The sequence below is a fragment of the Lelliottia sp. genome, from assembly GCF_045627565.1.
Lineage (GTDB): Bacteria > Pseudomonadota > Gammaproteobacteria > Enterobacterales > Enterobacteriaceae > Enterobacter.
Genome location: NZ_JAZQNX010000007.1, coordinates 1 through 12,120, shown reverse-complemented (window position 1 = coordinate 12,120; position 12,120 = coordinate 1). Strand labels below are relative to the sequence as shown.

Below are 12,120 nucleotides of genomic sequence, written 5' to 3'. Positions count from 1 at the left end.
TCCCAGCGTTTTAAGAATATTCAGTCCGGTTGAATTCATGGTACTTCTTTCTCTCGCGGTCGATGGAAACAGGCATAAATAACCGGAAGTACCAGAAGCGTCAAGATGGTCGCAAAACCTAGCCCGAACATAATCACCACCGCCATGCTCTGGAAGAACACATCACGCAAGAGTGGAGCCAACCCCAACACGGTGGTAAATGCGGTCAGCAGAATAGGGCGCAAACGAGACGTTGCGGCATAAACAATCGCCTCGTGCTGCGGTTTTTGCAGCTTCTGCTGTTCAATTTCTTCGACCAATACAATGCCGTTACGGATAAGCATTCCGCTGAGGCTCAGTAACCCGATTAGCGCCATAAAACCGAACGGAATGCCGGTCAGCAAAAAGCCTGGCGTGACACCGATCAGCGCCAGCGGCACCGTCAGCCAGATGGCGACAGCGTTTTTCACCGAGCTGAACATCAGGATGGTGATAATAAACATCACCAGATACCCAATCGGCAGCGTTGAGAAGACGCCTTGCTGCGCCTCGCTGGAACTTTCTGCGTCGCCGCCCCATTCGATGCTGTAGCCATGCGGCAGCACCAGAGCATCAATCTGAGGTTTAACCCGCGCCAGAATATCGCCCGAGGTTTGCTGGCTGAGCGGCGACGGGTCGGTCTGAACCGTCAGCACCCGGCTACGGTCCCGGCGCAGAATGAGCGGGTCTTCCCACTCCAGCGTAAAGTCGCTCACTACGTTGCTCATCGGAATGTACTGCTGACGATTTTGACTCCACACCAGCACGTTATTCAGATGATTGGCATCCTGGCGTTCGTTTTCTGGTGGACGGACGACGACGGGCAGCAGATCCGAACCTTCGCGGTATAAGCCCACCCGACTCCCGGAGAAATTCATCTCCAGCGCATTATCAATATCTTGCTTATCGACGCCCAGTTCCCGACCCAATACGGGTGAATACTGCGGGCGAATCACTTTGCTGCGGTTCTGCCAGTCGTTTCGCACGCTGTCGGTGGCCGGATCGCGACTCAGAATATCGTCAACCTGACTGGCGATCAGGCGCAATCTGTCTGGATCAGGCCCTTTAATGCGCACCTCAATGGCGCTATCGCCGGACGGGCCAAACATCACGCGCTTGGTGCTGGCATTAACCTGCGGATAGTGGCGAGCAATGTCATCATCGACGCGACGGGCAAGCGCCGGAATATTCCGCTGGTCATCCATGCGCACCATAATTTGCGCGTAGTTGCTGTACTGGCGTTGGCCGCTGTAGGTCAGAATAAAGCGCATGCTCCCCTGGCCGATGGTCGACACCGTGGTCACCACGCCATCATGGCCGTTAATCGTTTTTTCGATGTCGCCGGTCATTTTCTCGGTCTGGCTGATATCCGTTCCGTAAGGCAACCACAGATCGACGAAGAAAATAGGCGTATTCGATGAGGGGAAAAAGTTTTGCCGCACCGAGCCAAAACCCCAGACAGCCGCGACCAAGAGGGCAACCATTAACGTCAGCGTCACCGTTTTTCGCGCCAGAAGGGTATTCAGCATGTGCTTATAAATTCGGTAAAACCGCGCGTTGTAAGGGTCGGCTTCAACAGGCGTTTCCGCTGTTTTTTGCCCTTTGAACAGCCACCATTTGATCATCACCGGCGTAATCGTAAGCGCCGAGAACCAGCTTAACATCAGCGAAATCAACAAAACCTGGAACAGCGATTTGCAGTATTCGCCGGTCGAATCCTGAGAAAGTCCGATGGGCGCAAAAGCCAGTATAGCGATCACCGTGGCGCCCAGCAGCGGCAGCGCCGAGCGGCGAATCACGTAATTCACGGCGGTCATCAGGGTTGAACCCTGCTGTCGGGCAATCAGCACCCCTTCGACAATCACAATCGCGTTATCGACCAGCATACTCAGGGCGATGATCAGCGCCCCGAGGGAAATGCGCTGCAGCTCGATTCCCCAGAGGTACATAATGAGCAGCGTGCCTAGCACGTTAAGCGCGAGGGAAAGCGCGATGATAATCCCGCTGCGGATGCCCATAAAAATCAGCAAGACGCCGATAACAATCGCCAGCGCCATCAGGAAGTTGATGATAAATCCGTTGACCGAATGCCCCACTTCCGCAGCCTGATCGTAAAACAGATCGATGTTAATGCCCGCTGGTTTTTCCGCCGACATTTGCTGCAGTTTGGCCTCTAACGCCCGCCCCACATCAATCACATTGACGCCGGGAATGAACGACACGCCCATGGTGACGGCCTGCTGACCGTTGGCGTGGTAGATACTGGAAGGCGACTCCGTCAGCCCGCGTGACAACGTGGCGATATCACGTAGACGTGTTGTAGCCCCCGCGCCATACGGGGTGATGATCACATCACCCAGCTCATCGATATTTTCAAATTCGCCGGTCGGATGCAGGCGAATCGACTCGGTGCCGGAGGCAATCTCACCGGCGTTAGACACCACGTTTACGCGGCTTAGGATCGCGGAAAGCTGCGCAAGCGTAATCCCGCGCGCGGCCATTTTGGGTAGCGAAATATCGACATTGATCTGCTGCGGTATTGCGCCACCAATGGCGACTTTGCCGACGCCGGGGATCAAGACCAGTTCGCGGCGCAACTGATCGGCGTAACGCGCCAGTTCAGCGTGGGTAAATTCATCGCCGGAAAGGGCAAAAAAGAAACCAAACACATCGCCAAAATCATCATTCACAAACGGCGTCACGACGCCCGGAGGGAACTGGCGCGAAGCGTCACCAACGCGACGACGCAGCTCATCCCAGATTTGCGGCAGCTCACTGGAGTGATAACGCGAGGCAATATTGACGGTGATTTGCGATAACCCATTTGATGAAATCGAACTCACGTTATCGAGCGAGGGTAGCTGCTGTAACGCGTTTTCCAGGGGCAGGGTGACCTCTTCTTCAACTTGCTGTGCGGAGGCACCCGGATAGTGGGTAATGACCACCGCCGTTTTGATGGTGAACGCAGGATCTTCAAGACGACCGATGTTGAGCAGCGCAAAAACACCGCCGACGCCCAGCAGTAAAATAGTCAGCCAGACGCGAATGGGATTGTCGATAAACTGGCGGGAGATATCCATTACAGACCTCGCTCACGCGTCCAGATGCGAACGGGCTGTTTAGCATGCAATTCCCCGACACCTGCCGCCACCACGCGCTCTCCCGCCTTGAGGCCGTCGGTCACGATCACGCCCTGGGCGGTGACTTGCCCGACGCTCACTTTGCGATCCTCCAGCTGTAGTTTGTCGCCATCGCCTTGCACAACCCAGACGTGCGGCTCATTGCGAGGGCTGTTATCCGGGTTAAACACCGCTTCGACAGGGACAACCAGGGCATTTTGCCCCGCGCCCGCCGGGAGATTCGCCAGATTAATGGTGACTGTTCCGCTAACGCCGCCCACGACCGGGAAATCGTCCGGGCGCGGCAGGGTTAAAATCACCTGCCATGTCAGCGTATTGCTGTCGCTACTGCCGGTATGCTCTTTGTAGACTGCGCTAAATTCGCGATCCGGTATCGAGTTAATCTTTACCACCGGGCGGTAGTTGGCATTACGAATATCCAGAGTTTTGAACAGGTTTTCTGGAATGCTAAACACGACATCCAGCAAGTCGGTACGCGTGAGCGTCAAAATAGGCTGACCTGCGCTGACAACCTGATGATTACGGACGTGAACGCTGGCCGCGACGCCGCCAAAAGGGGCCACCAGCGTCATCTGATTCAGCTCTTCCTGCGCGATCTTCAGCGCTGCATTGGCGGAATCACGGGTGGCCCGCTGAACGTCCATCTCCGCCTTCGAAATGGCCTGACGGCCCGCCAGGGTCTGGAAGCGATCAAATTGCCGCTGCGCCAGCGTGGCGGAAGTCTGGCGATCGTTGACTCGTTGCTGGGCTTCTCGCGTATTGAGCTTTGCCAACTGCTGGCCCTGCTTGACGCTGGTTCCCTGACGGATGTCGAGCGTTTCAATCTGACCGCCGCGCTTAAATGAGAGGTCGGTGGCGTCGCCAGACTCAATTCGCGCCGGGAAAACGCGCTGCTGCGCCTGGCCTGCCGCCGTGACCACGGCGATTTTAACCATGCGTGGCTGGGGCGTCGTTTCCTGAGTTTTAGGGTCGCAGGCCGTTGTCAGCAAAATAAGGGCAGGTAAAAGAGAAATGTAACGATTCACGGTATTCCCCTAATAAATAAAAAATTTCTTTATTCCGAACATTTAGTGATGACGTTTCTATTCTGCGAGCGCGGAAACCACCAGATAAGTCAAAAGACCCACGGCGGAACTGGTGACGATGGCAAGGACAATAAAGAACATCAGGCGAATCAAACTATATCCAAACATTTCTTCTCCCTTATCTTTAAATCTAAGCGAGTTAATAATGATAATTTGAAGTGTATGTGAAGGGCTTACTTAGCCGTAATGTCTGGTAATGATCATAGTCGCAGAAATAAGAAAGGTTAAACATATCTTAAAGTTGGGAGTAACGCTGATGCGTACCATGAAAGGGATAAATCAGGGTGTATATTATTAAGTGTATATTATTCAAATGATTATGAGTAATTTCATCTTATTCAGTCTGCTGTGCTACGGTTAATACCATCCCCTTCAGCGTTTAGTGTTTGGTTGTAGAGCTAATTTTCCTGCGTTTCATTATGTGTAATGTCATTTATGACTACTCGTATGAGTTATAAAAGGATGCTCGCTATGTACAGAAATATTCTGGTTCCTGTCGATGTATACGAAATTGGGCTGGCTGACAAAGCCGTGGCGCACGCTCAATTCCTCGCGCAAGCTGCTTCAGCTGATATCCACCTCCTTCACGTTATTCCAAAGTTCTCTCCAGAATTGACGCGCGGTTTTATTTCGGATGCGCGAAAAATGGATGACTATATGATTAATAATTCGAAAGAAAAACTCGCGGCATTCGCCAAAAAAATCAATTTCCCCGAGGATCGCATTCATCTTCATGTCCGCAGCGGGAATGTCCGCGACGAAGTCACCCTCCTGGCCGACGATCTCGCGGCGGATATGATCATCATTGGTTCACGCAATCCCAATATTCAGACGCATTTACTGGGGTCAGACGCGGCAAATATTGTTCGTTACGCGCACGTTCCGGTCTTTGTCGTGCGTTAACGGCTTCAATGGAAAAGAGTGCTTTTGAGTTCAGGACGTGAGGACGGATCGATGAAGACAGAAAAACCGGACCAACCCTTTTACCGACTTTCCGTAGAAGAAACGCTGGCAACTACAGCCAGTACCGCGGAGGGGATCAGCCGTGCAGAGTCCACGGCAAGGCTTCAGCAGTATGGCGAAAACGCACTGCCGCAAAAGCCGGGCAAACCTGCGTGGTTGCGTTTTTTAGCCCATTTCAACGATGTGCTGATCTACGTGTTACTTGCGGCGGCGGTATTGACGGCTGTGATGGGACACTGGGTGGATACGCTGGTCATCCTGGGCGTGGCGGTGATCAACTCGCTGATTGGCTACATTCAGGAAAGTAACGCTGAAAAATCGCTGCAAAGTATCCGCAACATGCTCTCCAGCGAGGCCGTGGTGGTGCGTCAGGGCAATCATGAAACCATCCCGACAACGGCGCTGGTGCCCGGCGACATCGTTGTGATCCGCGCAGGCGATCGCATCCCTGCCGACCTGAGGATTATTGAAGCACACAATCTCCGGGTGGAAGAGGCGATTCTGACGGGCGAATCGACGGTCGTTGAAAAAATAACGGACCGGCTTGAAGGAGAACTTCCGCTGGGCGACCGGACTAACCTGTTGTTTTCGGGGACCACGGTCAGCTCCGGCGGCGGTCAGGGCGTTGTTATTGCCACGGGGGGGGATACCGAATTAGGCCATATCAACCAGATGATGGCGGATATTGAGCAACAGCGAACGCCGCTGCTGATTCAGATGGATAAGCTCGGGAAAGCCATTTTCATTATCATTCTGGTGATGATGGCCGCGCTATTTGTCTTCAGCGTCCTGTTCAGGGATATGCCTGTTTCCGAGCTCATGCTGTCGCTCATTAGCCTTGCGGTGGCGTCGGTTCCGGAAGGGCTGCCGGCAATTATTTCGATTATTCTGTCGCTTGGCGTGCAAACGATGGCCCGGCAGAAAGCCATTATCCGCAAATTGCCGACCGTAGAAACGCTGGGCGCGATGACCGTGATCTGCTCGGATAAAACCGGCACCCTGACCATGAACGAAATGACGGTCAAAGCGGTGATCACAGCGGACACTATTTATCGCGTGGAAGGCGACAGCTACGAACCGGTAGGAAACTTCCATCCAATCGATGACCCAACGCCCGTTACCGTCACACACGGCTCGTTGCTGGAACGCTATCTGCACACGATTGACCTGTGTAACGATAGTCAGCTGATGAAAGATGATCAGGGCTTCTGGAAAATCACCGGCGGGCCAACGGAAGGGGCATTAAAAGTCCTGGCGGCGAAAGTCCCGCTGCCTTCGGTAGAGACGCAGCTGCGCAGCAAGATCCCGTTTGATTCACAATACAAATATATGTCGACCCTTCACCGCATTGGGGATGAAGAGTTGATTCTGATCACCGGTGCCCCGGACGTCCTGTTCAGGCTGTGTCAGCACCAGCAGACTGAGGCGGGCCTTGAGCCGCTCGACCAACCTTACTGGGAAGCGAAAATCGAGGAGTACGCGCGCGAAGGGCTGCGCATGGTCGCGGCCGCCTGGAAACCGGCGAGTCTGGAGCAAACGGAACTGACGCATGACGATTTGCAGCACGGCGTGATTTTGCTTGGGATTGCCGGGATGATGGACCCACCGCGCCCTGAGGCCATTACTGCGATCGGCGACTGTCTGCAGGCGGGCATCCGCGTCAAAATGATCACCGGTGACCACCCGCAAACGGCGATGAGCATTGGCAAAATGTTGGGGATTGGGAATGCGGATAATGCCATTACCGGGCGCGAGCTTGAAGTGATGGACGATCACCAGTTGAGCGACGCTGCGCAGAAATTTGATATTTTTGCCCGTACCAGCCCGGAAGATAAATTCCGCCTGGTTCAGGCGCTGCAAAGCAAGAAAGAGGTGGTCGGGATGACTGGCGATGGCGTGAATGATGCGCCCGCCCTGAAACAGGCTGACGTCGGGATTGCCATGGGCATCAAAGGGACGGAGGTGACCAAGGAAGCGGCGGACATGGTGCTGACCGATGATAACTTCGCCACCATCGCCAGCGCAGTGAGGGAAGGGCGGCGGGTTTACGATAACCTGAAAAAAACCATTCTCTTTATTATGCCCACCAACCTTGCGCAGGGGCTGTTGATAATTATTGCCCTGCTGGCCGGTAACCTGATTCCGCTGACGCCAGTGCTGATCCTGTGGATGAACATGGCGACCTCCGCCACGCTCTCCTTCGGGCTGGCGTTCGAAGCGGGTGAGAAAAACATCATGAACCGGCCGCCGCGCGACCCCAAACTGCACGTTATGGATGGGTTTGCCATCTGGCGCGTGGTGTTTGTCGGTTCGATGATCGCCGTGAGCGCTTTCGTGCTGGAAGCCTGGCTGCAACCGCGCGGATATTCCCCGGAATTTATCCGTACCGTGCTGCTGCAAACCCTGGTGACCGCGCAATGGTTCTACATGCTTAACTGCCGCGTGTCGGACGGATTTTCGCTGAGCAAAGGGCTGCTGGCGAACCGAGGAATTTGGATCGTGACGGCGGTACTGCTGGTGTTGCAACTGCTGATTATCTATGCGCCGTTTATGCAGATGCTGTTCGGCACTGAATCCTTACCGTTCCGCTACTGGGTTATCACCTTTATCATCGGCTTTGTGATGTTCCTGATTGTGGAAGTCGAGAAACCGCTGACCCGCAGATGGCGTACGGAAGCACCGCGCTAAACGTGTTTCGGAAAAGCAAAAAGCCCGCTTAAGTTTCCTTAAGCGGGCTTTTCTAATTTGGCTCCTCTGACTGGGATCGCCTTTGCCAGTAACTGGCTAATAAATAGGCTAAACCTGAATTGCGATGCTGTCAAGACCACCAAAATGACCACCAATAGTTGTAGGTTACATAAAACTGGTATGAAAGTTCCGCGGCATTAATGATCGTTATTATCATATTCCCTAAAAAGGCCGTGTTGATATAGTGAGCATTGATGGCTTGTGAGCTTCTGGAGTCAATACATTATAAGTGTAATGATCTAATCAAATCGGACACTTTGTTAGAGATATAATGAGTAATGCTAACGAGGTGAGAATGCGAAGAAAAACGTTTACCCATGAGTTCTAGCAGGAATGTGTCAATTTGGTTCTGCAGCACAAGTATCCGGTGACCCAGGTTGCTGAAACGATGAATATTCAACATTGCAACGCTGGTTACGCCAATATCGTGGAGAAGTCAGGGAAGATACTCCCATCGCAACCGCGGTTACGTATGAACAACGACGAATACAGGAACTTGAAAAGTAGGTACGTCAGTTGCAAAGCGACAATGACCTGTTAAAAAGGCTTCAGCCTTCTTCGCCATGGAAATGAACAACGACAAAAAGTCGCGGTGAAGCTGAAGAAGGCCGGGGCAAATATCCAGCAAGTATGTCGATGCCTGTCGCTCACGCGCAGTGTATTTTACGCCCGGCGCAGGCGGCCAGCTCTCAGAGCAGATGTTCTGATGCTTCATGCGGCGGCCAAGCATGATCATGCTGAAATGGATGCGACGTATGGCAATCGGCGCATGTGTATTGAGCTGCGTGAGCAGGGTTTTAAAGTTGACCGATACCGTGTCCGTCAGATAACGAAGACCCTGATGCTGGTTGCGAAGCGCCCAGGACGTCATTACTCTCCACGAGGTGGTAAACCGGCTGTAGTGGCTGCTAATCTGTTGAATCGACTGTTTAATCCAGAGACATTAAATACCTGGTGGTCAGGTGATATCACCTATCTCCGGACAGCTCAGGGCTGGTAATATCTGGCTATCATGATGGACTTATGTTCAAGAAAAATAGTGAGTTGGGCCTTTTCGGGCAAACCGGATAGCGCCCTGACTATCCGGGCATTACGACTGGCGGTTAATAAACGACGGCCAACAGGTCCAGTCGTATTTCATAACGATCAAGGTGCTCAGTATACCAGCGCCCAGTTCCAGTCCTGCCAGCAAGAACTTGATGTGACGAGCAGTATGAACCGCAAGGGTAACTGCCTGGATAATGCTGTTACGGAGAGGTTCTTCCGCAGCCTGAAAGCAGAGAGAGTTAACTACCGTCGCTATGAAACCCGAAGACAGGGTATTGCGGACGTTATCGATTATATCGACAGTTTTTTTAATCTGAAGCGTCGGCATTACCGGCTGGGCAATATATCGCCGAATGAATATGAACGCCGATTACAACAATGTGCCTAAATCTGTGTCCGGTTTTAGATGACCATTACAGTTTTTGTGAAGAGTGAAACGCTAAATGTAGTCTTATCCACAAAAGCGGTGGATAAGTCTGTGGGCAATTGGGCAGTCTAGGGGTAAAATACAAGTGGTTAAATGCCTCGGTTCAGCAAAGCATCGCATGCTCGGCAAAGAGTCAAACTGACCTGACGTAGTGCCTAATAGCATGTATTCAGTTACTCTGGGTGGCGGAATTATTTATATAGTAATAGCATTGACATGCGGGAGGTTGTGAGAACGTGAGGTCACAGCAAAGAAAGGTGAGTTTTTCAAACTTAATCTCAATACAACAAGGCAGACTGTATTAAAAATTAAAGAAAACGAGATTTAAAATTAGAAATGTGTCCATGTGCTCTCCTTATAAAATTCTTAAACGCCTGATATTCCCTGTCATGGAAAATTATCAAAGTGGGAAGTTGTAAAAATAATGATACTTATCATATTGATGGCTGTTGTTTACATTGTATCCTTCAAACCAGCACAGAACCAAAATATTTTTTGAAGTGTACAGTTTGAGTGCTCTCAGCATCGGAAAAATATTTTGAGGAAACTTTTATCTATAAGTAAAATATATCACAAACTTTGAGAAAACGTTTTTTACGCCCAAAACTAATAATGAGTAAATCAAATAAGTGAAGGCGATTAATTCGAGGGTGTTAAAAAATAAAGTAGCGAATGATTAGAATTATGATTCTAGCATAAGCAATCGTAGCACTCATTACGATATTTTATATTGATGTGAGTAGCTTTAAAGTATATTTTATTAAATTAACATTTCCCGTTTTAACTCCTAAATCTACTCCATATTTCCGATAAGCCCGCAGTAAATTAACCCCTTTCCTAACAACCGTAATTAATACGTTCTCTGCATGCCCATCAAGCAATTTCACTTTTAAAGAAATTCCAATCCTTAGCGGATACTGGCTCATTTGCATCGGATTAATGGAAATGCGCACCGGGATTTTTTGTACGTCGGTGATCCACCTTCCGGCGCTGTTGAGGGCGGAAATCGCGGTGTCGGTGTCGTCATCCCATCCTTCGACCTGTCCTTCGAAAACCACGTTATTGCCGTACATTTCTGTCACAATCGCCGCTTTCTGACCGACGATAACGCCGGAAAGCTGTGCGACGGTGAACTTGGCGTTTATCCACATCTGATCGGCGGGCACAATAGTCAGCAGCGTTTGTCCGGGGGTGACCGTTAAGCCGGAATGCACGTTTCTTTGCACGACATAACCGGTGACCGGGCTGCGAATCGCCGTGCGATCCAGCGCCACACCGGCTTTCTGTAAGGCATCACTGGCCTGCAAAATCAGTTTTTTCCGGGCCATATCCGTCTCACGTAACACCCGTAAATTCCGGCGGTATTGCAGGATCGCCGCATCCAGAGCCGCTTTGCTGTTGTTGACGTTTCTGAGGGCTTGCCGGAGATCGTCTTTGGAAATCACCGCAGGGCATTTTGACTGTAACCGGCGGTTGTAGTCAATCAGCGCCTGCTGGTAGGTCATCTGGGCATTCAGGATGTGAGCATTATTCTGGCCGTCGGCGGTGTAGCGTTCCCGGCTTTCTTTTTCCGTTTTCAGCAGCGTTTCTTCGGCCTTTTTATAGCGGAGTATTTCACCGGAACTCTCCATGTGCAGGAGAATATCGCCTTTGCGCACGCGGTCGTTGTTGGTTGGTATAACGACCGCCACTCGTCCGTTTGTCTCTGAGGAAAGGGTGACCGGATTTCCGGTAATGTAAGCGTCGCTGGAGCTGGGCATTTTACGTAATGAAAAGTCCTGCCCGAGACTGCAAATAAAAAACGGAACAATAATAACAATGACGCAAAGCATTCGTTTTTTTATTTTTCGCCTCGGACGTTCCTTGCCGATATTAGCGACCATGCCGTGAATTTCTTCCATAAGAAAATTCATCCATTATTTCTGAATAGGAGGTGTTAAGAATATTCATTCAGATTAATCACCGTTGCAGATGAAGTACAGGAGATACATCGGAAACTTTTGCAGGGAATATCCTACACGTGAAGTCCATACGTCAGAGTGAAGAGTTACTTCCCTTTGAAAGCAAGTAATAAAATATCGTCTTCAGGATTTTTTAAACCTTATATAACGAAAGGATGTCAGCTGAACGCGCTTTTTCATTACGTGATACTATTAGTCTTAATGCTCATGGAAATAAAAATGTGCAGACAGTAGAATTAATCCTTCTGATTTTCCTTCAATACGGTGCATTATAATTAACCCCGAAACACGTTCATCTTTCCGCAACACGTTATAATTACGCCATCTGTCATTGGGATGCGCATTGTTCTGTGCGCGACGGTGGGTGAGTCGGGAACCTGAACATGTCTTTAATAAGGATCTAAGATGAGTAAAACCAATAAGTTAAATGCTGTCATCGTTGACGATCATCCGCTGGCTCGTTTGGCTATTAAAAATCTGCTGGAAAATGAAGGGATCACCGTCGTCGCGGAAGCCGGTGACGGCGCGCAGGCGTTGCAGCTTGTCGGTGAACACAGCCCGGATCTGGTGATTGTCGATGTGGATATTCCGGTGATGAGCGGTATAGAAGTAGTGGAGAAACTCCGCAAGCAGGCGTTCAGCCGGATTATTATTGTGGTCTCCGCCAAGAACGATCTGTTTTATGGCAAACGCAGCGCCGATGCGGGGGCGAATGCTTTTATCAGCAAGAA

At 50.9% G+C, this 12,120-nt stretch carries 9 protein-coding genes; 5 read left to right on the top strand and 4 right to left on the bottom strand.

Annotated features, from left to right (window positions below; all coding sequences use genetic code 11):
• Positions 1-35: 35 nt before the first annotated feature.
• On the bottom strand, positions 36-3,098 hold the full coding sequence (locus tag ACKI5T_RS04415) for an efflux RND transporter permease subunit (protein ID WP_407435829.1): 3,063 nt from the start codon (positions 3,096-3,098) through the stop codon (positions 36-38).
• Positions 3,098-4,183: an efflux RND transporter periplasmic adaptor subunit gene (locus ACKI5T_RS04410; protein ID WP_407435827.1), complete on the bottom strand. Its 1,086-nt coding sequence runs from the start codon at positions 4,181-4,183 to the stop codon at positions 3,098-3,100. The genes ACKI5T_RS04415 and ACKI5T_RS04410 overlap by 1 nt, the downstream gene beginning before the upstream one ends.
• Before the next feature lie 531 nt (positions 4,184-4,714).
• Here ACKI5T_RS04410 and ACKI5T_RS04405 point away from each other — a divergent pair.
• The gene (locus tag ACKI5T_RS04405; protein WP_015959568.1) at positions 4,715-5,146 is read left to right on the top strand and encodes a universal stress protein; all 432 of its coding nucleotides are present in this window, start codon (positions 4,715-4,717) and stop codon (positions 5,144-5,146) included.
• Between the two features lie 51 nt (positions 5,147-5,197).
• Entirely contained in the window at positions 5,198-7,894 is a 2,697-nt protein-coding gene (locus tag ACKI5T_RS04400) for a cation-transporting P-type ATPase (RefSeq protein ID WP_407435825.1), read from the top strand.
• Positions 7,895-8,420: 526 nt separating this feature from the next.
• Here ACKI5T_RS04400 and ACKI5T_RS04395 read toward each other — a convergent pair.
• On the bottom strand, positions 8,421-8,825 hold the full coding sequence (locus ACKI5T_RS04395) for a hypothetical protein (protein WP_407435996.1): 405 nt from the start codon (positions 8,823-8,825) through the stop codon (positions 8,421-8,423).
• Here ACKI5T_RS04395 and ACKI5T_RS04390 point away from each other — a divergent pair.
• Both ACKI5T_RS04390 and ACKI5T_RS04385 read left to right on the top strand, forming a co-directional pair.
• On the top strand, positions 8,724-8,954 hold the full coding sequence (locus ACKI5T_RS04390) for a hypothetical protein (RefSeq protein ID WP_407435980.1): 231 nt from the start codon (positions 8,724-8,726) through the stop codon (positions 8,952-8,954). The genes ACKI5T_RS04395 and ACKI5T_RS04390 overlap by 102 nt on opposite strands.
• A gap of 12 nt (positions 8,955-8,966) precedes the next feature.
• Positions 8,967-9,389: a transposase gene (locus tag ACKI5T_RS04385; protein ID WP_407435823.1), complete on the top strand. Its 423-nt coding sequence runs from the start codon at positions 8,967-8,969 to the stop codon at positions 9,387-9,389.
• A gap of 764 nt (positions 9,390-10,153) precedes the next feature.
• Here the strand turns inward: ACKI5T_RS04385 and ACKI5T_RS04380 are convergent.
• Entirely contained in the window at positions 10,154-11,341 is a 1,188-nt protein-coding gene (locus tag ACKI5T_RS04380; protein ID WP_407435821.1) for an efflux RND transporter periplasmic adaptor subunit, read from the bottom strand.
• A 453-nt stretch (positions 11,342-11,794) separates the two neighbouring features.
• Between ACKI5T_RS04380 and ACKI5T_RS04375 the strand changes: the two genes are divergently transcribed.
• On the top strand, positions 11,795-12,120 hold a 326-nt coding region (locus tag ACKI5T_RS04375; protein WP_407435819.1), incomplete at its 3' end, for a response regulator.

Excerpts from the sequence above, each read along its gene's own strand:
- ACKI5T_RS04395 (WP_407435996.1), bottom strand. The coding sequence starts at position 8,825 with ATGACGTCCTGGGCGCTTCGCAACCAGCATCAGGGTCTTCGTTATCTG.
- ACKI5T_RS04400 (WP_407435825.1), top strand. The coding sequence starts at position 5,198 with ATGAAGACAGAAAAACCGGACCAACCCTTTTACCGACTTTCCGTAGAA.
- ACKI5T_RS04390 (WP_407435980.1), top strand. The coding sequence starts at position 8,724 with ATGTGTATTGAGCTGCGTGAGCAGGGTTTTAAAGTTGACCGATACCGT.
- ACKI5T_RS04380 (WP_407435821.1), bottom strand. The coding sequence starts at position 11,341 with ATGAATTTTCTTATGGAAGAAATTCACGGCATGGTCGCTAATATCGGC.
- ACKI5T_RS04415 (WP_407435829.1), bottom strand. The coding sequence starts at position 3,098 with ATGGATATCTCCCGCCAGTTTATCGACAATCCCATTCGCGTCTGGCTG.
- ACKI5T_RS04405 (WP_015959568.1), top strand. The coding sequence starts at position 4,715 with ATGTACAGAAATATTCTGGTTCCTGTCGATGTATACGAAATTGGGCTG.
- ACKI5T_RS04385 (WP_407435823.1), top strand. The coding sequence starts at position 8,967 with ATGATGGACTTATGTTCAAGAAAAATAGTGAGTTGGGCCTTTTCGGGC.